Annotated in this window: 20 protein-coding genes and 1 rRNA gene; 11 read left to right on the top strand and 10 right to left on the bottom strand. The window is 43.3% G+C overall.

Going from position 1 to position 22,469, the window contains the following annotated elements; genetic code table 11:
- Positions 1–109 (top strand): 5S ribosomal RNA (gene rrf / locus H6F74_RS17855); the annotation flags it as partial.
- 187 nt (positions 110–296) lie between these two features.
- Positions 297–2,123, top strand: a complete 1,827-nt coding sequence (locus H6F74_RS17860; RefSeq protein ID WP_190443497.1) for a caspase family protein — start codon at positions 297–299, stop codon at positions 2,121–2,123.
- Positions 2,124–2,129: 6 nt separating this feature from the next.
- On the opposite strand, the gene H6F74_RS17865 is transcribed toward H6F74_RS17860, so the two are convergent.
- From H6F74_RS17865 to H6F74_RS17875, 3 genes are read right to left on the bottom strand one after another with little or no spacing between them, the layout of a single operon-like run.
- The gene (locus tag H6F74_RS17865) at positions 2,130–3,215 is read right to left on the bottom strand and encodes a nucleotidyltransferase domain-containing protein (RefSeq protein ID WP_190443499.1); all 1,086 of its coding nucleotides are present in this window, start codon (positions 3,213–3,215) and stop codon (positions 2,130–2,132) included.
- Between the two features lie 54 nt (positions 3,216–3,269).
- Positions 3,270–4,388, bottom strand: coding sequence for an acyl-CoA dehydrogenase family protein (locus tag H6F74_RS17870; protein WP_190443501.1), 1,119 nt, complete (start codon positions 4,386–4,388; stop codon positions 3,270–3,272).
- A 24-nt stretch (positions 4,389–4,412) separates the two neighbouring features.
- The gene (locus H6F74_RS17875; RefSeq protein WP_190443503.1) at positions 4,413–4,733 is read right to left on the bottom strand and encodes a nucleoside triphosphate pyrophosphohydrolase; all 321 of its coding nucleotides are present in this window, start codon (positions 4,731–4,733) and stop codon (positions 4,413–4,415) included.
- Positions 4,734–4,750: 17 nt separating this feature from the next.
- On the opposite strand from H6F74_RS17875, the gene H6F74_RS17880 reads away from it, so the two are divergent.
- Positions 4,751–5,329: a hypothetical protein gene (locus tag H6F74_RS17880; RefSeq protein WP_190443505.1), complete on the top strand. Its 579-nt coding sequence runs from the start codon at positions 4,751–4,753 to the stop codon at positions 5,327–5,329.
- A gap of 190 nt (positions 5,330–5,519) precedes the next feature.
- On the opposite strand, the gene H6F74_RS17885 is transcribed toward H6F74_RS17880, so the two are convergent.
- A complete protein-coding gene (locus H6F74_RS17885; RefSeq protein WP_190443507.1) occupies positions 5,520–7,880 on the bottom strand; it encodes a DNA phosphorothioation-associated putative methyltransferase in 2,361 nt (786 codons plus the stop codon).
- A gap of 248 nt (positions 7,881–8,128) precedes the next feature.
- Between H6F74_RS17885 and H6F74_RS17890 the strand changes: the two genes are divergently transcribed.
- Together H6F74_RS17890 and H6F74_RS17895 are read left to right on the top strand one after the other, a co-directional pair.
- Positions 8,129–9,130, top strand: coding sequence for an NAD(P)-dependent alcohol dehydrogenase (locus tag H6F74_RS17890; RefSeq protein ID WP_190443508.1), 1,002 nt, complete (start codon positions 8,129–8,131; stop codon positions 9,128–9,130).
- Positions 9,131–9,405: 275 nt separating this feature from the next.
- The gene (locus tag H6F74_RS17895; RefSeq protein WP_190443510.1) at positions 9,406–10,023 is read left to right on the top strand and encodes a 2OG-Fe(II) oxygenase; all 618 of its coding nucleotides are present in this window, start codon (positions 9,406–9,408) and stop codon (positions 10,021–10,023) included.
- A 69-nt stretch (positions 10,024–10,092) separates the two neighbouring features.
- On the opposite strand, the gene H6F74_RS17900 is transcribed toward H6F74_RS17895, so the two are convergent.
- Entirely contained in the window at positions 10,093–10,983 is an 891-nt protein-coding gene (locus H6F74_RS17900) for an alpha/beta hydrolase (protein WP_190443512.1), read from the bottom strand.
- A 65-nt stretch (positions 10,984–11,048) separates the two neighbouring features.
- Here H6F74_RS17900 and H6F74_RS17905 point away from each other — a divergent pair, with 65 nt between their 5' ends.
- The 4 genes from H6F74_RS17905 (at position 11,049) to H6F74_RS17920 (ending at position 15,334) form a co-directional block, all read left to right on the top strand.
- The gene (locus H6F74_RS17905) at positions 11,049–11,906 is read left to right on the top strand and encodes a prohibitin family protein (RefSeq protein WP_190443514.1); all 858 of its coding nucleotides are present in this window, start codon (positions 11,049–11,051) and stop codon (positions 11,904–11,906) included.
- Positions 11,907–12,093: 187 nt separating this feature from the next.
- Positions 12,094–14,034 carry an ATP-binding cassette domain-containing protein gene (locus H6F74_RS17910; RefSeq protein WP_190443522.1) on the top strand — a complete coding sequence of 647 codons (1,941 nt, stop codon included), beginning with the start codon at positions 12,094–12,096 and terminating at the stop codon, positions 14,032–14,034.
- A 174-nt stretch (positions 14,035–14,208) separates the two neighbouring features.
- Positions 14,209–14,496 carry a hypothetical protein gene (locus H6F74_RS17915; protein ID WP_190443524.1) on the top strand — a complete coding sequence of 96 codons (288 nt, stop codon included), beginning with the start codon at positions 14,209–14,211 and terminating at the stop codon, positions 14,494–14,496.
- A gap of 214 nt (positions 14,497–14,710) precedes the next feature.
- Complete coding sequence (locus H6F74_RS17920; protein WP_190443525.1) at positions 14,711–15,334, top strand: TenA family transcriptional regulator; 624 nt, start codon at positions 14,711–14,713, stop codon at positions 15,332–15,334.
- 169 nt (positions 15,335–15,503) lie between these two features.
- On the opposite strand, the gene H6F74_RS17925 is transcribed toward H6F74_RS17920, so the two are convergent.
- On the bottom strand, positions 15,504–15,944 hold the full coding sequence (locus tag H6F74_RS17925; RefSeq protein ID WP_199301367.1) for a hypothetical protein: 441 nt from the start codon (positions 15,942–15,944) through the stop codon (positions 15,504–15,506).
- Between the two features lie 111 nt (positions 15,945–16,055).
- Between H6F74_RS17925 and H6F74_RS17930 the strand changes: the two genes are divergently transcribed.
- Positions 16,056–17,042, top strand: a complete 987-nt coding sequence (locus H6F74_RS17930) for a site-specific DNA-methyltransferase (RefSeq protein WP_190443529.1) — start codon at positions 16,056–16,058, stop codon at positions 17,040–17,042.
- Between the two features lie 20 nt (positions 17,043–17,062).
- On the opposite strand, the gene H6F74_RS17935 is transcribed toward H6F74_RS17930, so the two are convergent.
- Positions 17,063–17,893: a helix-turn-helix domain-containing protein gene (locus H6F74_RS17935; RefSeq protein WP_190443531.1), complete on the bottom strand. Its 831-nt coding sequence runs from the start codon at positions 17,891–17,893 to the stop codon at positions 17,063–17,065.
- Between the two features lie 208 nt (positions 17,894–18,101).
- Between H6F74_RS17935 and H6F74_RS17940 the strand changes: the two genes are divergently transcribed.
- Positions 18,102–18,587 (top strand): pentapeptide repeat-containing protein, encoded by a 486-nt coding sequence (locus H6F74_RS17940; protein ID WP_190443533.1) that lies wholly within the window; start codon positions 18,102–18,104, stop codon positions 18,585–18,587.
- 124 nt (positions 18,588–18,711) lie between these two features.
- On the opposite strand, the gene H6F74_RS17945 is transcribed toward H6F74_RS17940, so the two are convergent.
- The 3 genes from H6F74_RS17945 to H6F74_RS17955 all read right to left on the bottom strand — a co-directional run bounded on the left by H6F74_RS17945 (position 18,712) and on the right by H6F74_RS17955 (position 22,439).
- Positions 18,712–19,275: a Uma2 family endonuclease gene (locus tag H6F74_RS17945; protein WP_190443703.1), complete on the bottom strand. Its 564-nt coding sequence runs from the start codon at positions 19,273–19,275 to the stop codon at positions 18,712–18,714.
- Positions 19,276–19,337: 62 nt separating this feature from the next.
- Positions 19,338–21,143: an ABC transporter ATP-binding protein gene (locus tag H6F74_RS17950; RefSeq protein WP_199301371.1), complete on the bottom strand. Its 1,806-nt coding sequence runs from the start codon at positions 21,141–21,143 to the stop codon at positions 19,338–19,340.
- A 183-nt stretch (positions 21,144–21,326) separates the two neighbouring features.
- The gene (locus H6F74_RS17955) at positions 21,327–22,439 is read right to left on the bottom strand and encodes a YbjN domain-containing protein (protein WP_190443534.1); all 1,113 of its coding nucleotides are present in this window, start codon (positions 22,437–22,439) and stop codon (positions 21,327–21,329) included.
- Positions 22,440–22,469 lie beyond the last annotated feature (30 nt).

Raw genomic sequence — 22,469 nt, forward strand, 5'->3', positions numbered from 1 at the left:
ATTAGCGCTGTGGAACCACACCGACTCCATCCCGAACTCGGAGGTGAAACGCGGCCGCGGCGAAGATACTTGGTGGGTGACTGCCTGGGAAAATAGCTCAGTGCCAGGTTATTAATAACATAAAGGGTCGCTCCTCGGAGCGACCCTTTTATCATATTATTGAGCTTATGCACGCTGCTACCGCTGCTATAAATTTTGTGGTGTCAGGTGTCACCTCCTGTCGCACTCTGGCAGTAGCAAGCTGGCTTGGTTAGTAAATGCTATTTTGGCTCTAATAGATAGCTGGGGTATGGGATATGGCAAATCACTCTTGCGTGGCAATTGGCATTAATCAATATCAGTTTTTTCAACCCCTTAGCTATGCCCAAGCCGATGCACAGGCTCTGTGGCAGTTTCTGCTTGAGGAAGCTGGATGGTCACCAGACCAGTGTTTGCTATTAACCGATACCTCGCCGCCAATTGGCGATCGCTCAGCGTATCCTACCAGGGAAAACTTGCTGGACTGGATTGATGAATGGTGCCAAAGTCCAATAAGTGCTGATGATTCGCTTTGGTTGTTTTTCAGTGGCTATGGTGTAACGCTGGATGGAGAGGATTACTTGATGCCTAGTGAGGGTAATCCAGCGGAAATTGCTGAAACTGGAATATCCGTGCGATCGCTTTTTGCCTCTCTCAAAGAGTCCCCGTCTGAAAATATCTTGGTTCTGCTAGATATGAATCGCTCTCAAGGCGGTCAATCTGGTGCCAATGTGGGGACGCAGACTGTGGAATTGGCTAAAGAGATGGGCATTGCCACAGTGCTTTCCTGCCAGCTTGACCAGTTTTCGCATGAAACTTCCTCGCTGGGTCACGGATTGTTTACAGCAGTGCTGTTGGAAGGACTGCGCTCTAGCCAAGGCAAGACATTCGAGAGCCTGGTAAGTTATCTGCGATCGCGTCTGCCAGAGTTGAGCCAACACCACTGGAAACCTGTTCAGTCACCCTTGATTGTGATGCCCTCTTTGGCAAGTCACCATCAGCTACCAACCCTGCCAGAATATGTCAGGAATTGGAATGCAGCAATAGCTTCTGATACGGTTCCAGCAGCTATTTATAACTCTGGTAGGGATAACCTCAAAGGCAAAATAACTCGTCAGGAGCCTACTCCTGATCGGGTAATTCACAATAACACACCAACGGCAGCCTCCTTTAGGAAGATGCCGAATTCTACACCACCAGAAACAAACTTAAGCCGCGCTGCTCTTGTCCCCGTCACAGGTGGAAACACTACAGAGGTAGCAGATGACACACCAGGTTGGCTAAGCTGGCTTTTACTGGGCGGCGGTGCTGCACTGCTAGTGGCCTTGATAGGGGGAGTAGTTCTCCGTAATCAGGCAGCATTTATGGGTCAGCAGACACTGTTAACGCCAACAGATACCAATAGTGTGGGTTCCATACCTCAAACTGTGAAGTTACAGTCGGCTCCTTATGGTTCTGAATCGCCGACTAAAACAGTAAGTCAAGAAACTCAACAACAGGCTAATCAAGCGGTGTTGGACAAGGCAAGAACTTTGATTGTGCCGAATCAAGCTTCTCAGTTTAGTCAAGCGATCGCAGTTGCCCAACAAATTAAACCGGACGAACCGCTATACCAACAAGCGCAGGATGACATAGCACGCTGGAGTGGGGTGATTCTAGATTTAGCTAAGGGACGGGCAAAACAGGGGCAGTTTGATAAAGCGATCGCTACGGCGCAACTGGTTCCCCAAGATAATCAGTCGATTTACAATCAGACTCAGCAGGCGATGGCTTCCTGGCGCGAAAAGGCACAGGTGCAGCGAACGAACAACATAATCATCCAGGGAGCTAAAGGATTAATTAAGCCCGGACAGGCTTCTTCTTACAATCTTGCCATCCGCGCCGCCCGCAAAGTACCGCCGGATCAGCCTGGTTTTGCTGAAGCTCAGCAGTTAATTTCCCAGTGGAGTCAAACAATTTATCAAACAGCTCAGTCTCGCGCATCTCAGGGTAGGCTTAATGATGCTATTCAGACGGCGGCTTTAGTTCCGGAAAATACACCAGCTTATACGCCAGCTCAAAAGGCAATTGTGCAGTGGAAAAAGAAGGCAGCCGGAACAAAGTAAAAGCCTTTACCATCCTTGCATTGCCACTAAATCAATACAAAGTTGATTGATGGCCTCTCTATCTACACTTCTGGGGAGGGTAGATTTAGCGTAAGCTTCATCGAGTCCTTTGTAGAGGGCATTAGCGATCGCCATCACTTCTTCATAGCTAAATTCGCCACTTTTAATAGCCAGCAATTCCTGTGCATCACCCGTCTCTCGGCGATCCACCATCAATTTCTGTGTCTCTAAAATTTCAATTCCTGTTCTTAATAACCGGATAGCCTGCATAGCAAATTTAGAATCATACCCTACTTTCGCTTCCATTACTGCTCGTTCTGGATTGCGATTTTTCTTCCATTGTTGATAGTTGTCATACTCTCTACGGGCATTTTGATACTGCTGGCTTTTTTGCAATAGTTTAATAAAATCTGGCGAACTATTGGTAAGTTGGCGCGTATATTCAAACGTTTCTTCCGGTAACGTGTATTGCTTCAATATTCCCTTGAAATCAATATCCGCAGTCAGCAAATTATAAAGCTGCTGAGCTTCTTCTAAAAATTGAATTCTATCTCTAATCAACAGGTATAAATATTCTAAAAAGGAATTAATTTCCCCCACACTCAGCGGTTGATTTGGCTCCAATCCAAAATCTTCTGGCTCAGGTTTTCTTGTAGGTGGTTCTAGTAACCAGCGGCGGTGAGACTCTAATTTTTTAATTTGGGCATAACCGTATCCTGCATATGTATGTTTCACTTTTTTCGAGAGAAACATCTGCTTATGCTCTTTCAATATTTTGCCGATTTGAGTTATATGAACGTAGTCTTTAAACCACAAAATCTCTAGAATATTTGGGTTGTTGTCAGCAGATAGTTCTAAAAACTTTTTTAGCTCATAAATGCTAGTATCTTTAGTAAGATAAGTAAAATTTCCTGGTTCTTCTGCCCAACCTTTGTCCTTTTGTTCTATTTGGGAAAAGCCCAAATAATACGGTTTTGTGGCGATAAAAATGCCGCGATAGTCATAATCAGAGGTTTCAGTTGCTAATCCGTAACCTCTGGAACCCGTTAAGGCAATAATAATAGTTCTATTTTCAACTTCTTGACGATTCATAGATTAATTGCCGCTGCCTAATTGTTAGTAACTATTGCAGGCATCTTGTATGCGCTACGCCTGGTAAGGAAAATTGGTCGCGGTTGCATTGGTTTTGAGCAGGGATTGCGATCGCGCTAACCTGTTGAGCGTCGCTTCCATCACAGCTGTAGTTTGACCGGAAACAGTAAACACCAGCGCCTCGCGGTAGACTCGCTGCGCTGCATGGCGGCTGTAGTTCGCAGCACCGCTGGAAACGGTGACAGCAGCATGGGCGCATCGCACCGCTAAGTCAATTGCCCAAACTCGGATTTGCAAACGTTCTGTAAAAGGCTCAGGGGGATGTCTGATAGCAGTTCTACAGTCGTTAAGTTCCCAGTCGAGTGCCGCTAAAGCTTCGGTAATAAAGGTATTTTGCTTGGATTGGGAGGCACTTTCCAAGATATCAAGACCTGCTCTGGCGCATCCCAAAGCAAAAAATCCGTGGTGGAGGACATTCTTTTTGTCGTTTTCATGTATCCAACCCGCAGGCTTGACAGAAACGATATGCGATCGCATCAAAAACCAACTTTTTAACGTTGCGGTGACAGTGTTGGTTGAAGTCATTGCTGCTAGTTCCATTGGCTTACTGAATGTTATTGAACCTCCAGATTCCTGATACATTTCCGCAAAAGGCAAAACGCCGAATACAGCACCACCATCGGGGAGTGTTGCAGCAACAATAAACTCTTGAAATAAATTACAACCTGTCACCCAAGGCACTTGTCCATCTAACAGATATCCCCCTTCGACTGGCAAAGCTTTCACAGTTGCTTCGCCCTGACGACGCAGTTGCGAGAATCCGACACCCACTAAAATCTCACCGCTGCTCATGCGGGGAAGATACTCTTGTTTTAGGGAAGAGTTTTCACTGGCGACAAGCATCCCAGCAGCACTTTGATGTTGAGTTTGTAAGAACGCCAAAGCCCCAGAATATCTTGCTACTAGCTCTTGGAAAGTCCGAAAAGTCTCTTCACTGACTTCCGCACCTTCCCACTGTTGGGGAACTCGCAACGCCAATAAGGAACGTTCGCCCAGTCCTTCTAATGCCTCTTGTAGTGCTTCTGGGTTGCTATCAATTTCTGCGGCTAATGGTGCAACTGATTTTCGCAGGTAAAACTCAGCAATGTCTAGAAGGTGTGGCTGTTTATCCATGCTTATAAGTTAGCGACTTTGTGCCTACTTCGTCCACAATAATCTCAGGCGACTTTTAAAGCCACCACGCTCGGCGCGTCGTCGTTCTTGTTCTGCAAGAATTGAAGAAGTATTTATCTGATATTCTGTACATAATGTATCAATGACTTCGTAGAGATCAGCTAGTTCTTTCACTAAGTCTTGAGGAGTGGCAACAGCTGCTTCTTGTGCTTCTTCGATAAGTTTATTTCGTAAAGCCTGAAGGTACTCTATCTGTGACATTACCTCGACTTCGCACTGCTTCCCTGCTTGGTGGATAATTTCGGGAATATTGTCTCGCACTAGCTTATTGTACTCTTGACGCATACAGGGTAATGATAACTATGAAGAAAATCTTACTAGGAAAATATTTTACTCTAGATCATTTTTGCACTTGTACTCAGACTTATCAAAAGTATGCCGCGCAAATTAATCCTTTTCCTCAAAATAGTGAACAAACGCTTCCGGCACTGCAAAAGTTAAATGAATTTATTTTAAATCCAATTATTGATTTTTTCGGTATTGAGAATTTTCAGCTAACTTATGGTTTTTGCTCTAAAAATTTGAAAAAATATCTAGAAAGCAAAGATCCAGTTACAGGTCTGAAAAATGGGCGTGTTGCTCCTGAACTAGATCAGCACATGGCGCATGAAGTGAATAACAATGGTAAATATTATTGTAAACGGCCGGGTGCTGCTTGTGACTTTTTTATTTTGGGTTCACCTAGTAATGAAGTAGTAGATTGGATAGTCAGCGAAAAATTACCGTTTGATTCTTTATACTTTTATGGAGTAGATAGACCAATTCATATCAGTTATGGTTCTCAACACAAGAGAGACATAAGGACGTTCACGCCATCGGGACAACCGACACAAAAGGGAATTGAACATTGGGTTAAGGTAGCTAAGGAATTGCAAGGATAGCTTAAGAATCGAATAGAAATAAATGCTTGAGGAGAGGCCCCTGCCTCGCGTTTCTGATTCGTAAAGTTGATGACACATAACCTAGTTATGGGTTATGTGTCACTCCATAAATGGAGGCGGTCGTCTCCAGAAAGACATTCCCAGACAGTAGGCTCCCAACCCACTTACCTAAAAAGAACTACGAGAAAATTTACTCCCCTCCCCTTGTAGGTGTTGGGTTGGGGGAGAGGTCAGATTGTATTACATCGAAGGGAGAACCGCTATAATTGGCTTTTGTCTTTTGTCTTTTTTTACGATAAGATTGTACTAATTTTATATGATAGGGATCGGCATCTTTGCGCCAATAAAGACGATAATTCTTAATTTCCGCACAGTTTTTTTCTAGAATATGCTGCCAACCTTTAAGGTTTTTAATCGCACTAAGATCGTCTAGAAGTCCCCAATTTTCTTCTTGCTGAGTAAGCCTGACAAATTTTTCGTAGTTTGGATAGTCCGGAGTGACTAAACTTTCTTTTCGGTGCAAAATTGGAGGATCGTTGATTTTTTTATAATTCTTATGTCTGACGCTTAAATCTCTGAGATCAATCTGCATACTGGTGTGCAGAATTGGATGAGGTTCGGCGTCAAATTCGGGGTAAAATAAGTAAGATATTTTTGGTTGGTTGGTGTAAAACTTGATTAAGGTGGCTCCATCTAATCGGCCGATTGTGCGATTGGCGCAGCCTTCGTAGAGGCGCAACAAAGGGTCGAGTTCCGAAAAAGCTGATATGTGAACTAGAAAGGAACTGGGAAAAAGGGGAGCGTGTTTAAACCCGGTGGTACAGCCAACGACACTTTGTTGGCAACAGTTAGCAATTACACCAGGGTCGCCTAAACTAAATAGCATTTCTTCAGCCATTTCCCAAGCTTCTTCGTAGGTGTCAAATAAACCTTTTATGTCATTTCGGATTTCTGAAGTAATGTGTTTGGATTTGTGCGATCGCGCAAATTTACTGAGTGCAAGATAAACTAGAAGGTCGAGGCGGCGTTTATGCGCGATCGCATCCCACTCTTTTTGGTCGGTAGCTTGTAAAATTACCTGAAATGCACGACGAAAATTACCAAATTCCGCCCTCAAATCTTCTAACTCTGCTACTTCACTTTTTACTGGCAAACGACCGCGTTCAGTTACAAAAGTCATTAGCGGCGCTAACATTTCCTGGTAATCTTCAAATCGCTTGATGTTCGCGCGAACTCTGGGAGTAGTAGCGCGGGAACGAAAGCGCGAAGCGCGGTATGTTTCGGCAAGGCTTTCATCTCGAAAAACAAAGTAAATTCCCAGCGCAACTGGCACCGAATCGACACTGAGAACCTGGTCAATATAAGTTTTAACTTCTTCCTGTTGGTAGTATTTCTGAAAAGTATGGCGGCGAGTTATCACCCCATCGCCATAAGCAACTTGTCCCGTTTCTCTATCATCAATTAAAACAAGTGCGGCAACAATTAAAACTTTTCCTGTTAATTCCCACGCTTTTATTAACGCTTCTCGGCGCTCATCTGTGCGTTCAATTACATTGATTACATAGCCGATATTGACGATATCTGCTGGGGTAAGAGGAGTATCAGGAGAATAATAAGGGTCCCAACCTGCGCTGGTGTAGCCTTTTTCTGAGATGTACGTGATATCGCTACCATGACCGCAACCATAATCAAAAAAAGTTGTATCTTGATTAAATAAGTCCGCTTCCATTGCAAGACGCACCGGACGGGAAATATTTTTGCGGATAATTGCGGCTTTATGGCGTTCTATTTTTGGCAGTTGAAAGGGCGATATTGGCGCTAGGCGAATAATTTGATGTCCCTGAATTTCAACTCCATAATTTTCTAAACATTGCAACCAACCCCGAAGAGTTCCAATCGAAGAAGTCTTGTTTAAAAGCCGCAATTCTTCTTCCTGGCGGGTGAGGTTAGCAAATTCTTGATAGTGGGGATAGTCTGGGGTAACGAAGGTTTCTTTACGGTGGAGAATGGGAGGATTATCGCTGGTGCTGTAGTCGCGATCGCTTATACTCCTATTTTGGATGTCAACCTGGATGCTGGCGTGTAAGGCGGGATGGGCATCGGTATCAAATTCAGGGTAGAACAGGTAAGATATTTTAGTTGGCTGCTCTATGTTGAACTTGATAATGTTAGCGCCATCAATACGATTAAAAGTGCGCCTTGCATAGCCTTCGGAGAGTCTCAGCAGAGGATGAAGGTGCGAAAGTGCTGATACATGAACGTAAAGCGCTCCGGGCAAGAGTTTACCAATTTCACTGACTTGACAACAGTAAGCAATGATACCGGATGCGATCGCATCCAACAAAATTTCAGCAGCAGTTTCCCCAACTTGCTCGTAGTTGTCGCGCAAGGCATTAAGATCAGTTTCGACAGCAGCGGCGATGTTTTCGAGTTGGAAGCGATCGCTAAAATTGTGAAGGGCGAGGTAAATGAGGATGTATTCGCGCCAATGTGCTTGAGTAAAGCATAGAAACAGCAACGCATCCCACTTTTCAACAGCTTTATTTCTCATGCTCTCACCATTTCCCCAAAAAACATGATACATACACTGTAAGATTAATGTGTTAATTAAGACCTTGAAGAATTATTAATTGCTCTTAAATCATTTTTTCAACTTGGGAATACGTAGAAACGCTTATTAATTTATACTCACTTACTTGATTTCTTTCTCTACCAGTCAAAGAGATACTGGTTCAAAGTATAGAATTCCATAAAACAATCAATCAGTATTTTTTTCCACAATTAGTAAGGAACTTTAAAATGCAAATCCAAGCATTAGCAGCCCAGCAGCAAGGGGCAAATCTCCAGCCCTATCAATTCGCCGTCGAACCCCCACAAGCGCACGATTGCGTCATCAAAGTGTTAGCGTGCGGCATTTGTCACTCAGACCTGCATATGATTGATAACGACTGGGGATCATCCAAATATCCTCTAGTGCCTGGTCACGAAGTCATTGGCGAAGTAGTGGAAATTGGTTCGCAGGTGAATCATATCAAGACGGGAGACAGAGTAGGTGTTGGCTGGCAACGTTCCTCCTGTCTGCAATGCCGCGATTGTCTCAGAGGAAATGAAAATCTCTGCGACGAAAATCAAGGATTAATTGTCACCGGGCCGGGTGGCTTTGCTGACTATCTGATGGTGGATTCTCGCTTTGCCTTCCCGATTCCAGCAGGCATTGAGACAAAATTAGCAGGGCCCTTATTGTGCGCCGGAATCACAGTCTACTCCGCTTTACGCAGTGCGGGAATGACTTCTGGGCAAGAAATTGGCGTGATTGGCGTTGGTGGTTTGGGTCATTTGGCGGTGCAGTTTGCCAGCCGTTTAGGTAACAGCGTCACGGTCTTTACTACCTCAGACGACAAAGCTGAATTTGCCCATCAGCTAGGGGCGCGTCACACAGTTGTTGTCCCTGCTGGAACGCCACCAGCACCCACCCAGAAGCTAAACATTCTGCTGAGTACGGTTCCTGCTTCTCTTGATTGGGCAGCTTATCTGGAACACCTTGATTCTGATGGAACTTTAGTTTTGGTGGGCGTTCCCTCTGAACCGCTAAATGTGCCTATGGGGGCAATGCTAAATAAGCGTCGCCGGATTATGGCATCTCCAATTGGGGGACGGGCAATGATGCTGGAAATGCTTTCTGTGGCGGAGAAATATGGGATTCAACCGCTGGTTGAAGTGTTTCCTTTTGAACAAGCTAATGAGGCAATGCAAAAAGTGCGCGATAACAAGGTGCGTTACCGGGCTGTGCTTGCGAAGTAATAGAATTTAGCAGAGTTGTGAGTTATCGCAATTCTATTTGATTTCTAGAGACGTTGTATGCAACGTCTCTACATTTTTTAAACGAACCGCCGAGGCGCAGAGAACGCCGAGGAAGAGAAGGGAGAAGTTTACCAATGAGTTATGATGGCTATAGGAGTTTTGAATTAATAGTTACTAAGTCCTAATTTTAAAAATTTTCCAATTACGTTGCATTGAGTGCGTAGGGTTTTGTTCCTCTATTAAATTTTTAGTTACTAATTACCAATTACCTTGCCTTGAGTTACTATTGCCTACAGAAAAATATTTTTGCGCCTGAATATCTCAGCGAATTGCAGGGGCAGATTCTAGCTTGTCCGTATTTTGCGGTTAACAACTTAAACCGCGACTTTGTGGGGACTAAAGGATTTTCGATTGTATTTCAGCGCTCAGGTTTTGCGGAAGTTGAGAGAGTTTTTCCCTTTTTTAAACCTTATTTAAGCGTGGCTTTGCATTCGACGTGCAACGCCTTTTATCTGAATCCTTTGATGCTTAAAGAGGGTTCTCGTGTAGATCCGCATATCGACCGCAGCCTGCGTTCTTATTGCAAAACTATCGAACCGCCAGATAGAGTAAGTGTACTTTATATCCAGGTGCCACCGGATCTTGTTGGAGGGGAGCTAGTGCTGCGCTCTTCAAAGCGAAATGTAGGACAAATCCGCCCCCAAGTTAATACTTTAGTAGATTTTCAGGGCGATTTAACTCACTCAGTTAATCAAGTTACAAGTCCAGGGTTTCGCCTGAGTTTGGTTTGCGAACAGTACAGTTTGTGTGAAAAGGAACTTGAAGATATTCCTGAGTTTACGATTGAATCGAGGGCGAAAAAAATGAAAAAAGAGAAATTACGAAGCTGCTAATATACGCCCACACACTCAAGGGTGGCGCTACACAAGCAAAGCCTGTCTGTATAGCCGCGACTTTAGTCGTCAGGCATTTTTACTAAATTCCAGAATTTGCTGGGCGGTAATTTGGGGTTGTTCGAGGTGGGGAACGTGACCGCAATTTTTGAGCCAGATTAGTTGAGATTGGGCGATCGCATTCCTAAACTTCTCTGCATCTCCCGTCCCTAAAATCCTGTCAGAGTCGCCCCACAAAATCAGCGTTTGCTTGTCAATTTTGGCAATTTTATCGCCCAAAAAGTTGTAACCGCCACTCTTGGTAAAGGCAATTAAAGCATCGTGCCAACCAGCAGAATCCAGGTGCAAAGCGGCACACAGTTGGGCATCGAGGGAGGCAAGAGTTTGATCGTGGTAAGCATTGCGTGAAATGCGATCGCGTACTTTCGGATTCCGCAAAAATGAAGTAGCTAGATAGGCGATGGGCGGAACTAAGAACCTGCCAATATTGGGCGCACTGGCAAAACCAGCGCTATCAATCAGCACCAACTTTTGCACAGCTTCCGGGTAGGTTAGAGTAAAATCTATCGCCGCCGCACCTCCCATAGAGGCACCCACCAAAATTACCGGCTCTTTTATCAGGGTTTTCCAAAAATAGTAGAGATGGGTTTTGATGGCAGATGGGCTAAAGGGTAATTTGGTCAAGCGTTCCGTAAACCCGAAACCCAATAAATCCAGCGCCCATGTCTCATTTTGAGCCGCCAGCAGCGGTAAGAGGCGACGAAACTCGAATACAGAGCTATCGAAGCCGTGAAGTAGCAAGATCGGCGTGCCACCGCTACCCTGGTGGACGTAGGTAGTAGCGATCGCTTGTTGCCCAACAGGAGTAGCGATCGCGTGACACTCGATGCTTTGAGCCAGCGCAATCGAGGTAGATTCAGAGAGTTGCGCGATCGCGGATGGTAGAGAACTGGTAAACATAAATTTTAGTTTACCGTGGAGAAGGGCGATCGAAAAGTCACCCTAGAAGAAATGGAGATCAAACCTTGAAAAATCAGTATTCGCAGAATTGGCAAACACTCGTAGCAGGGATTCTTGCAGCATTTGTGCTTCTCATTGGTCTCAATTCTTTTATTATCATCACCCCAGGCCAAGCCGGAGTAATCAGCATCCTCGGTAAAGCCCAAGATGGAGGTTTGTTAGAGGGAATCCACATCAAACCACCACTGATTTCAGTAGTAGACGTGTACGATCTGACAGTGCAAAAATTTGAAGTTCCGGCGCAAAGTTCCACCAAGGATCTTCAGGATTTATCCGCTAGATTCGCCATCAACTTCCGCCTCGACCCGATAAAGGTAGTTGAGGTAAGAAGGAAACAAGGAACCTTAGAGAATATCGTCTCGAAAATTATTGCGCCCCAGACTCAGGAATCCTTCAAAATTGCCGCCGCCCGGAGAACAGTTGAAGAAGCAATTACCAAAAGAAATGAACTGAAGGAAGACTTTGATACTGCCTTGGGGGAACGATTAGATAAGTACGGCATTATTGTGCTAGATACCAGCGTAGTTGACCTAGCTTTCTCCCCAGAATTCTCTAGAGCAGTCGAAGAGAAACAAATCGCTGAACAGCGGGCGCAACGAGCCGTCTACGTAGCTCAGGAAGCTGAACAAGAAGCCCAAGCAGAAATCAATCGCGCCCAAGGTAAAGCGGAAGCTCAAAGACTCCTCGCTGAGACACTTAAGGCACAAGGGGGTGCATTAGTTCTTCAGAAAGAAGCAATTGAAGCTTGGAGACAGGGAGGTTCCCAAATGCCAAAAGTTTTGGTAACGGGTGGTAACTCTAATAGCAGTATTCCATTCCTTTTTAACCTGGGTAATCTTCAGGATACATCCGCCCCTCAGTAGATAGTGTTAAAAGATTGACACAATGTTTGAGTTTTTATCAGATCCCCCTGTTTAAAGGGGGACGAGGGGATCTAGAGCCTTTTCGCTTAACGTCTTGATCCCCCCAACCCTCTTTAAAAGAGGGTTAAGAAAATTTGTAGGGTGGGAATTATCCACTCTGAAAATGCTGAACAATTAAACTGAAATTATGAGCATCTTCACACTACAATCTGTTAAAAAAGACTTTGGCATCAAAGAAATCCTAAAAGATGCCAGTTTTAGCCTTGAGCCCACAGATAAAGTTGGATTAATTGGCACCAACGGCTCTGGAAAATCTACGCTCTTGAAGATAATAGCTGGTTTAGAACCGATTGATGACGGTCAACTTTTAGTTAACTCTGGAGTGCGAATTGTTTACTTACCGCAACAACCAGATTTAAACGAAGATAATACAGTTTTAGAGCAAGTTTTTGCTGATAGCGGCGAACAAATGTCCCTCGTGCGGGAATACGAGGAATTGTCAGATAAACTGGCTCACAATCCAGAGGATAGCCAGCAGCTAATGTCCCGCTTCTCTGCTGTCATGCAACGCATGGATGCTACTGGCGCTTGGGAACTAGAAACGAATGCGAAAATCATCCTCACCAAACTAGGAATAGAAGATTTTAACGCTCAAGTTGGTAGTTTGTCTGGCGGATATCGCAAACGGATTGCCTTAGCAGCCGCCTTGCTATCAGAACCCGATGTGTTGTTGATGGATGAACCGACAAACCATTTGGATGCTTTATCTGTTGAGTGGTTGCAGAGTTATTTGAATCGTTATCGAGGTGCAATTCTGTTAATTACTCACGATCGTTATTTTCTCGATCGCGTCACCAATCGTATCCTCGAAATCGATAGAGGAGAACTCTACACATACGCTGGAAACTATTCTTATTATCTGGAAAAGAAAGCTCTCAGTGAAGAATCTGCCATCAGCAGTCAACGCAAACATCAGGGCGTACTTCGTCGCGAATTAGAATGGCTAAAAAGAGGGCCAAAAGCGCGTAGCACCAAACAAAAAGCCCGGATAGATCGCATCCACGATATGCAAAACCTGGAGTTTAAACAAGTTCAAGGAAAAGTTGATATTGCTACTCCTGGTCGTCGGATTGGCAAAAAAGTTATTCAGGTAAAAAATGTTTCTAAAGGCTACGATGGACGCACTCTAATTAAAGATTTTACCTACGAATTCAGTCCGGAAGACCGCATCGGTATTATTGGCGGCAATGGTGCGGGTAAATCTACTTTAATGGATATGATCACCGCACGCATTCAACCGGATTCAGGCAGCGTTGAAATAGGCACAACAATTCACATCGGCTACTTTGACCAGCACTCTGAAGAATTACTCGAAGCTTTAAATGAAAATCAGCGAGTAATTGACTACATAAAGGAAGTCGGAGAATACGTCAAAATTGCCGACGGAACTCAGATTACAGCTTCGCAAATGTTGGAACGTTTCTTATTTCCTGGTAATCAACAATATGCCCCCATTAATAAGCTTTCCGGCGGTGAAAAACGTCGCTTATTTCTATTGCGCGTTTTGATGAGCGCTCCCAATGTCTTAATTTTGGATGAACCGACAAACGACTTAGATGTGCAAACCCTCGCAGTGCTGGAAGACTATCTAGAAGATTTCAACGGATGCGTAATTGCAGTATCCCACGATCGCTACTTCCTCGACCGTACTGTAGAGACGATTTTTTCTTTTGAACCAGGGGGAAACCTACGTCTATATCCGGGCAATTACTCTATATATCTGGAGTTCAAGCAAGCAGAAGAAGAACTTGAAAAGGCTCAAGCCACTGCTAATAATAAAGACAAGCAGAAAGATACTCAATCCAAAGATTGGAAGTCCCAGAGGCAAGCACCAGATAACGGCAAGCCGCGCAAGCTTTCATCAAAAGAAAAGCGCGAGTTTGAGATGCTTGAAGGTAAGATTGCCCAACTGGAATCTCAAAAATCTGAAGTAGAGAAAGAGCTTTATAATGCTCCTCCTGGCAAAATCACCGTTGTTCGAGAACTCTACGAAAAGGTGGAATCTTTAACTCAACAAATTGACGCTGCGACTGAACGCTGGATGGAATTAGCTGAGGTTGAGGCTTAGCAGAATAGAAGAGGAATATGAACGTAACGCTAAATCTACACCGGATTTAGAATTAACTAACGAGCAGTTTTACGAACTGTTCGGGAAAAGTCCTCTAATATTCATCACTTTCCTGAAACAGCACGCATTGTGAGAATCTATTAGCAGTTCTATTACTCGCACACTGGAGGGACAATGACACCAGTAGAGATTCTTGTGTTACTGGTGATTGCCGCGATTTGCGGCAGCACTGGGCAAGCGTTGGTTGGTTACTCGGCAGGAGGTTGCCTACTTTCGATAGTAGTTGGAATTATCGGTGCATACATAGGACTCTGGGTTGCCAATGAGTTTGATCTTCCTGTGATATTTGCTCTCGATATCGGAGGTAAGCCCTTCCCCATTATCTGGTCAATTATTGGCTCAGCTATCTTTGCAGCCATTCTAGGTTTTGTAAATCGGTTTATTCAAAATAATCGGCGATGATTTGAGGAACTTAAAAACTTTTCTCAAAGAAGATATAGATTAGCTAGTGCCGTAACTCTAAAAAAGCCTTCTTAACAGGAGGCTTTTTTAGAAGATATCCTTCCTATTAGCTCAAGTTTTACTGTTGCGTTAGCAGTTAAATCAAGATAAAGTTTTAGTAAAAGCCGGCTTTCTTTAACGCTCACTTAGTTCTAAATCAAAAAATAAAATTGATATGACCTTGACTTGTCAACAACTTCTGCAAAAACATACTCAAGCGTGGCAAGAAGCTACCGTGCATCCCTTTCTTGTGCAATGCAAATTAGGAACCATTCAGCAGAAACAATTCAATACATGGTTGGTGCAAGATTATCTCTTTGTTGTGGATTTTACCCGAATGGTAGGGAGAATATTAGCTAACGCGCCTTCACAAAATTTTGATGTAATTTTGGGCGGATTAGTAGCACTGAAAGATGAACTTAACTGGTTTAAGGAAAAAGCTGCTCTGCAAAAGCTAGATTTGGATACCCAAAAACAACCAACTTGCTCAGAATACTGTGACTACATGAACAGCCTTGCTGCAATGCCATACCCAGTTCAAGCGACTGCTTTTTGGGCAATTGAATTAGCATATAATCAAGGTTGGCAGTTGCCTGGGGTGGTGTCAGAACCCTACACTGAATTTGCAGACAGATGGGGAAATCCCGGTTTTACAAAGTATGTAAAACTTTTGGAACAGCAAGCTGATGAGGTGCTACAAACTGGGTCAGAAAACATTCAACATCAAGCAGAAGAAGCATTTCTAAAAGTAGCAAGATTGGAAAAAGATTTTTGGCAGATGGCTTTTAATGCAGCATAGGAAAAATCCCCGACGGCGTAGGAGCGAGTTGTTTTTCCGCGCTCCTACCAAGCATTCACGGAGTTTGTTTGGCTTTGATAATATCTATAAAAATTAGATATAAAGCCTGCTGAGCCAGGCTTAGAAGGCAAAAGCGCCAAATAGCCTGAGCGCACTGAACGCATTTTTGCTAATCGATATAATCACTTGTAATGTCAAGTTCGTCAGGGTTATTTGAAGCGATTGGGCGCTCTCCGGCTATAGAAATCGTCTCATCAACGTGAAGATTAGTAGAGGCAATTGGGCGGTGTCCATCTACATCAATAGTGCCTTGAACATGAATATCATCGGCAACAATTGGACGCTTCCCATCTATATCGACTGTTTCACGAACCTGAAGATTACTAGGATCAACCGGACGGTGTCCATCGATGTCAAGAGTGTTTTGATTTTGAATAGTACTAGAGGCAATTGGGCGGTGTCCATCTATGTCGATGGTGTCTTTAACCTGAATCTCATCAGAAGCAATTGGACGCTTCCCATCGATGTCAATTGTTTTAGGAGTTTGTTTGTCTTTGCTATCACTAGCAATATTTTTCTCCTCATGATTTGCAGTATTATCCGTACTCATTTTATGACTCCTTTTTTTCATTTTGTGCTGGCGCTACAACTGGCTGAAAGCTGCTGAGCATTGATTTTATTATACAATTTGTACTGTAAGTATTATTAAAAAATGATAACTATGTTTTTAGAAAATCCTTTATATACTACAAACTATGGCGCTGCTTATATTGGCGATTCGTTGGAATTACTAGATTGCATTGAACCTGATTCAATTGACTTAGTAATTACTTCTCCCCCATTTGCGCTGCTACGCGAAAAAAGTTATGGCAATGTTGATCAAGAAGCTTATATAGATTGGCTGTTGGCTTTCTGTAAAAAGGTGTATCGCGTTCTAGCGCCGCAGGGAAGCTTTGTACTCGATCTTGGCGGAGCATACCAAAGTAAACGTCCAGTGCGATCGCTATATAATTACCGTATCTTAATTAAACTATGCGACGAGCTGGATTATCGTCTAGCTGAAGAGTTTTTTTGGTACAATCCTTCCAAGTTACCTTCGCCGATTGAATGGGTTAATAAACGTAAAATTCGAGCTAAAGATGCTGTTAATACTGTTTGGTGGTTGTCTAAAACTGACAATCCTAAAGCTAATGTGAGTAAGGTTCTGGTTCCTTACTCCGAACGAATGAAAAAGCTGCACGAAAATCCTGAAAAATATTACAAACCAAAAGAACGTCCATCAGGTCATGATATTGGAACGAGTTTTGCTACTAATAATGGTGGTGCTATACCTTCCAACTTGTTGCAGATTCCCAATACTGAAAGCAATTCTCGATACATTCAGCTATGTAAGGCGGTGGGAATTCCTGCACATCCGGCGCGCTTTCCTCAAAAACTACCGCTATTTTTTATCAACTTCTTAACAGAACCAGGAGATACAGTTTTGGATATTTTTGCCGGATCTAATACTACTGGATTTGCTGCTGAAACTGTGCAACGCCGCTGGATTGCCTTCGAGCAAAATCCGTCTTATTTAGCTGCTTCTGCTTTTCGATTTATAGATGCTAACGAAAATAATGATGCAGCTGCAAAACTATTTGAAAAGCTTCTGACAAGACAAGAAACCATTAGTATTACACGCTCAGTTCAGCTTAATCTCGGCATATGAAGTTGTAGAGTTCAGTAAATTTAAATAGGAAGTTTAGTTTGTATGGGTGGGTTTGTGTCTTTAGTGTATACAAGCTCACCCTGCCTAACCAATCTCATCGGTATTTTGGGATTATTGATTGATTCTTGTTTCTCAAGCTTTGCTTCCCAGTCTTTAAATTTTACTTCGAGTATAGATGGAGTAACTTTATAAATTTCCATCAACTCTATTCCTTCATATATAGCAATATACCATCCTTTTACAGCTCGATACTTTTTAAGAATATCATTGTTTAAATGGTGGTGAGTAGTAACACCTGCATTTTTATTAAGTGAGCGATTTAGTGTTTTTAATTCATACTCATTGCCTTCAGCATCAATTGCATCATTCCCTTCACGGCCTGGAGATATACGTAACCCTAGAAGAATCAGTACCTGTAATACCTTTCCTCCATTGTCTTGAAAAATATCAGTAATACCATATTCATTGGCTAGGTGCTGCATTTCCCGGATGCCCTCAAACGCAGACTGTAAGCGGTCAAGATTTGATTCGCGTTCATTTTCTGTGGTAATTGGTTCTTCAACAGGCTCGACAAGGGCGGGAGAAACTGGTGCAGCTATCAGCGTAGTGATGAGATCAGTGTTATCGTCGGGCTGATCAATATTCATTAGATAAGGGACTGACACACTGAGCGCATCAGCAAGGTCTAAAATTACCTCAAATGATGGCGAACGCTCACCACGCTCCAAAAAGCTAACGTGTTCGGTCGTCTTGCCTATAAGTTCGGCTAACTGTTCTTGGGTTATATCCTTCTCTGTTCGCAGGTCACGTATTCTATTCGCAAAGCGTTGTCGAGCCGCTTCGTGATCCATAAGACCTCATATACTAAAAACGAACTCAATGTTCGTTTTGCCATCGTATGAGGCAGTATTCCGGAAGTACACGAACTGAAAGTACGAGTTGGTGAGCAAAGATGTAGCGGTGTCAGAGTGTTCGCTAGATTGAGTGAGTGGGAGGTATTATCTGTAAACATAGAGAAAGAAATATTTAATATTAAAGTTATCACCACAGTTTGATATAATGCTGAATTTTACAACTGGAAACCTCTATCGCACCTGCACCGAGTTTCTCGAACAAAGTTCTGAAAAACGGTTGCTGATACTCAAAGACCTTGGTATAGCGCGTTACGCCGATTTTTTAACTCAAATGCCATTCACTGAGGCAAATGTAGTTTGTGTAATGCGTTTTTTTAAAGATACAAGCCGGGTCAAATTTCCTAATCTTCGGGGAGCAGATTTATCTGGCTTAAATTTGGATGGTGTTAACTTTATCCGTGGAGATTTATTAGGAGCAAATTTAAGAGTAAGCCGTTTATTAGAAGCAGATTTGTTATTTGCCAATTTCACTGGCGCAGACTTGAGAAATGCAGATTTGAGGGGTGCAACTCTTAATGAAACTATATGGAGAGAGGCTTTAGTAGAGGGGTGCAACTTTGGCACGGGAATTGGGTTAACAAACGAACAGCGCAGAGATTTAAAAATTCGCGGTGCTAGTTTCAAGGATTAAAGTAATGGGAAGGAAGGAAACTAAACTCGATGTAAACATTTGTGATCTAAGCTTTAGCCGCCCCGCGGAACCTATAATTATTCTTAACTGAAACTACGCGATCGCGTTTATTGTCGCCTTAGCTTCAAATCAATTCTGCTTGTTCAAAAATCTGTCTTGTTGTTAGTTCTAACCCTGGAAGCAGTGTATCCACAATCGGCATAGTATCTGTGTAGGCTTGAATTGTTCCATCTGGTAAAAATACCCTAATATTCATAGGTTCAGGATCTACAACCCAGACTCTTGAAATACCAGCCGCAAAATAATCTTTAGCTTTATCTTCAAATTGTTTGAGAGTTTGATCTGGCGAAATAATCTCTATAACCCATTCAGGAATGGCAGGACAAGCTTCATTACGCTTCCAACTTGCGGGTAAGCGTTCATAGGAAATGTACGTTAAATCGGGTACAGGCGCCCAATCCTGACCATTACGCTGCAACAGCACTGCCCATTCTTGAACGATTCGTCCGCGTCCTCTACACCACGCACGAATCAGAACCATCAAAGCAAACTGTAAAGTCGAATGGAAATATTTTGGAAACACTTTAGGTACTGCTTGACCATCTACAAACTCATATATTACATCTCCTTCTGCTAAAGCCAAAAATTCCTGTAATGTGAGTTTGGCTCCTTTGCTTACATTGACCATCATCTACCTCAATTGGTGAGTGATAAATTTACGATACAAAAGGCTAATTATCTAATTTATTTTTAATTCATTTCGCTTTTGATACCTGTCTGTACTTTCCAAAGACTGGCATAAATTCCCGGTTTAGCTAATAGTTGTTCGTGTCGTCCGTGTTCTACTAATTTGCCGTGTTCCATCACATAAATACAATCAGCATTGCGGACAGTGGAGAGACGATGCGCGATCGCGATCGTGGTGCGATTGGCGGTAATTCGTTCTAGCGATCGCTGAATGGCTGCTTCTGTCTCATTGTCCACTGCGGAGGTAGCCTCATCGAGAATCAGAATCGGTGGATTTTTCAACACCGCACGCGCGATCGCAATCCTCTGTCTTTGTCCGCCAGATAATTTCTGGCCTCGCTCACCTACAATTGTGTCGTAGCTTTCCGGAAGCTGCATGATAAAATCGTGCGCCTCGGCAATTTTAGCAGCTTCTATTACTTCAGCTTCAGTAGCATCGGGACTACCGTAGGCGATATTTTCTGCTACTGTACCATGAAATAAGAAGACATCTTGGCTCACTAACCCGATGCAAGAGCGCAAATCTCTAAAGTTTAAATCGCGCAATTCAATCCCATCTAAGGTAATATTTCCCGATTTAATTTCATACAATCTCAGTAACAGTTTCACCAGGGTACTCTTACCCGAACCAGTAGAACCGACGATGGCAATTGTCTTCCCCGCCGGAATGTGTAAAGAGAGATTTTTAATAACTGGATTTCGCCCGTTATAAGCAAAAGTGACATTCTGTAATTCCACTTCGCCGCGCACTGAAGCAACGGGTAAGGAAATGTGTCCAGAATGAATTGCAATCGGTGTATCAAGCAGATTCATAACTCGATTCGTGGAAGCCATTGCCCGTTGATACTGATCGAGAGTTTCCCCTAATCTTGTTAAAGGCCAAAGCAACCGTTGTGTTAGGAATACTAATACACTGTAAGTACCTACCGAAAGTCTGCCATTTGCGGCATCCATACCGCCGATTAGCAACGTTGCTGTAAAGCCGATTAAGATAATAATGCGAATCAAAGGAACAAAGGCAGAACTGAGAGCGATCGCTTTCCTATTACTTTGCCGATAAGCCTCACTTTCTTCTGCTATCCTGTTAGTTTCATATTTCTCGGTGACAAAACTTTTAATCGTTGTTATCCCGCTCAAATTATTCGATAAGCGACTGTTGAGCAGACTTACCTTTTCCCGAACATCAGCATAGCGAGGAGCAAGGCGATGCTGAAAAGCAATCGAACCCCAGAGGATAAAAGGTATTGGCAACATCGCCATCCAAGCCACACTAGGAGCCAAAATAAAGAAGGCACCGCCAATAATTACAACTGTTGTGGCAACCTGGATCAGATCGTTAGCTCCAGCATCCAAAAAACGCTCTAATTGATTGATATCGTCGCTGAGGATAGACATCAAACCGCCAGTGCTGCGTTCTTCAAAGTATGCTAATTCCAGTTCCTGAATATGGCTGTAAGCATCAAGGCGCAAGTCATGCTGAATATTCTGAGCCAAATTGCGCCAAAGCAGAGCATAAGCATACTCAAAAATAGATTCCAGCCCCCAAATAATGAAGCTGAGAAAGGTAATTACTACCAGTTGCCCAAAGACATCTTTTATCCCGAATTTAGCAATCAGAGAAGTATCTTTTTGAACTACCACATCGACTGCTAAACCGATTAATGCGGGTGGTGCTAAGTCAAAAAGTTTATTGAGAATTGAACAGACAGTCGCCTGTCTAATAGCATCGCGATAGTTGTGTCCATATTCAAACAGACGCTTGAAGGGATGCGTCTTAGGCGACCGATTTAAGGATTGTTTACGAGCCAAGGTGATACTTCGCTAGATAGTTAAAGCTGACTTTAACCACTTTAGCAATTATCCAGCTGACAGCTTATGCAAAATGGCTGATAGGTATGAATACCAGTTGGGTTTATCGGCGCAACATTTGAATTGTTGAAACTGCCTATAGGCAAGTCTTTCAAAATCCAAAATCCGAAATGGTATAAGTCTTTAGTCTTCTATTTGCGCGATCGCATCCGCTGGCGACACATCACTATAGATAACAGACATAATCCCAGGTAGGTATTCATCCATCATGGTCACGTTGGCATAAACCATCTGTTTGATGAGTGCTGAAGTGAGGCGATCGCCTTCAACATCTATACTTGTTTTGTAGCGAATTTCCCCATCGGCGAAGTCTAGCTCAAAGTTACCAACGATGGTGCCAGAATTGGCTCTAGTTATGAACTCTGCGATCGCCATTCGCTTGTTTTCTGGCGCGTTTACTGGGCAAACTGAGTAAAAGACAAATTGCTCTTGTTTCTCTCTTACCTTGGCGTAGCAAGTCAATTTGCCATTTTCACCCTGAAAAGCCATCTGTAAAACTGGCTGTCCTTTAATTTGGTAAAAAGGCCATTCATCCTCTTTGAAGAAATTGACCATTTCCTCAAAGATTTGTCCGCTAGAAGTTGCAACCCCGGCGATCGCATCTATAGTAACATCCGCCATTTCTTGGAAGAAATCGACAATTCCCTCAAGTATGTCATTTGTGGCATTTTGAGTCATTTCCGACAGATTGGCTTCTGTCCACTCTTTGAAGAAGTTGGCGATCGCATTCCCAATTTCCTCGCTGGAAGTTTCGCCATTTGCCAGAGCAGATGGATTAATATAAGCCCAGAATGTACTGTAGCCAGTTTCGCCTGATTCCTGTTGCTGCTTAACAGATAACCCCAACCAATTCTCGGTATATAGTAGCGGGTGGTCTGGCTGTTCTTGGCTAAGATTTAGGATATAATTTGCCGCTTCGTTAACATCTGCGGCGTGTTCTACTAGATGCAGTAGTGAATCGGGTTTTAAACTAATTTCAATTTTGATATCTAGTTCGGGTTGGAATTTCCCCGCAGAAAAAGAGCCGCGCACTTCCGGCTTAAGATTAAATAAGGCATCGGTGTCGATGCGCTTGTAGAGTTCTGAGTTGACTATTAAGGTGAGACGACACTCGATGAGTTGGTCGTCTTGTTTGGTTAGGGAAAGGGCGATCGCTCGGACAGTTAGGGTTGATGGGGAGCGATCGCGTAAAGATAGTTCCTTGTTCAGTTGATATTTTTCTGTCTTTGTCGTCATAAGCTAATAGAATCTTAATTCTCTAACACA

Source organism: Trichocoleus sp. FACHB-90, from assembly GCF_014695505.1.
In the GTDB taxonomy this organism is placed as follows: domain Bacteria; phylum Cyanobacteriota; class Cyanobacteriia; order Cyanobacteriales; family FACHB-T130; genus Funiculus; species Funiculus sociatus.

Excerpts from the sequence above, each read along its gene's own strand:
- H6F74_RS17860 (WP_190443497.1), top strand. The coding sequence starts at position 297 with ATGGCAAATCACTCTTGCGTGGCAATTGGCATTAATCAATATCAGTTT.
- H6F74_RS17865 (WP_190443499.1), bottom strand. The coding sequence starts at position 3,215 with ATGAATCGTCAAGAAGTTGAAAATAGAACTATTATTATTGCCTTAACG.
- H6F74_RS17870 (WP_190443501.1), bottom strand. The coding sequence starts at position 4,388 with ATGGATAAACAGCCACACCTTCTAGACATTGCTGAGTTTTACCTGCGA.
- H6F74_RS17875 (WP_190443503.1), bottom strand. The coding sequence starts at position 4,733 with ATGCGTCAAGAGTACAATAAGCTAGTGCGAGACAATATTCCCGAAATT.
- H6F74_RS17880 (WP_190443505.1), top strand. The coding sequence starts at position 4,751 with ATGAAGAAAATCTTACTAGGAAAATATTTTACTCTAGATCATTTTTGC.
- H6F74_RS17885 (WP_190443507.1), bottom strand. The coding sequence starts at position 7,880 with ATGAGAAATAAAGCTGTTGAAAAGTGGGATGCGTTGCTGTTTCTATGC.
- H6F74_RS17890 (WP_190443508.1), top strand. The coding sequence starts at position 8,129 with ATGCAAATCCAAGCATTAGCAGCCCAGCAGCAAGGGGCAAATCTCCAG.
- H6F74_RS17900 (WP_190443512.1), bottom strand. The coding sequence starts at position 10,983 with ATGTTTACCAGTTCTCTACCATCCGCGATCGCGCAACTCTCTGAATCT.
- H6F74_RS17910 (WP_190443522.1), top strand. The coding sequence starts at position 12,094 with ATGAGCATCTTCACACTACAATCTGTTAAAAAAGACTTTGGCATCAAA.
- H6F74_RS17915 (WP_190443524.1), top strand. The coding sequence starts at position 14,209 with ATGACACCAGTAGAGATTCTTGTGTTACTGGTGATTGCCGCGATTTGC.
- H6F74_RS17920 (WP_190443525.1), top strand. The coding sequence starts at position 14,711 with ATGACCTTGACTTGTCAACAACTTCTGCAAAAACATACTCAAGCGTGG.
- H6F74_RS17925 (WP_199301367.1), bottom strand. The coding sequence starts at position 15,944 with ATGAGTACGGATAATACTGCAAATCATGAGGAGAAAAATATTGCTAGT.
- H6F74_RS17930 (WP_190443529.1), top strand. The coding sequence starts at position 16,056 with ATGTTTTTAGAAAATCCTTTATATACTACAAACTATGGCGCTGCTTAT.
- H6F74_RS17935 (WP_190443531.1), bottom strand. The coding sequence starts at position 17,893 with ATGGATCACGAAGCGGCTCGACAACGCTTTGCGAATAGAATACGTGAC.
- H6F74_RS17940 (WP_190443533.1), top strand. The coding sequence starts at position 18,102 with ATGCTGAATTTTACAACTGGAAACCTCTATCGCACCTGCACCGAGTTT.
- H6F74_RS17945 (WP_190443703.1), bottom strand. The coding sequence starts at position 19,275 with ATGGTCAATGTAAGCAAAGGAGCCAAACTCACATTACAGGAATTTTTG.
- H6F74_RS17955 (WP_190443534.1), bottom strand. The coding sequence starts at position 22,439 with ATGACGACAAAGACAGAAAAATATCAACTGAACAAGGAACTATCTTTA.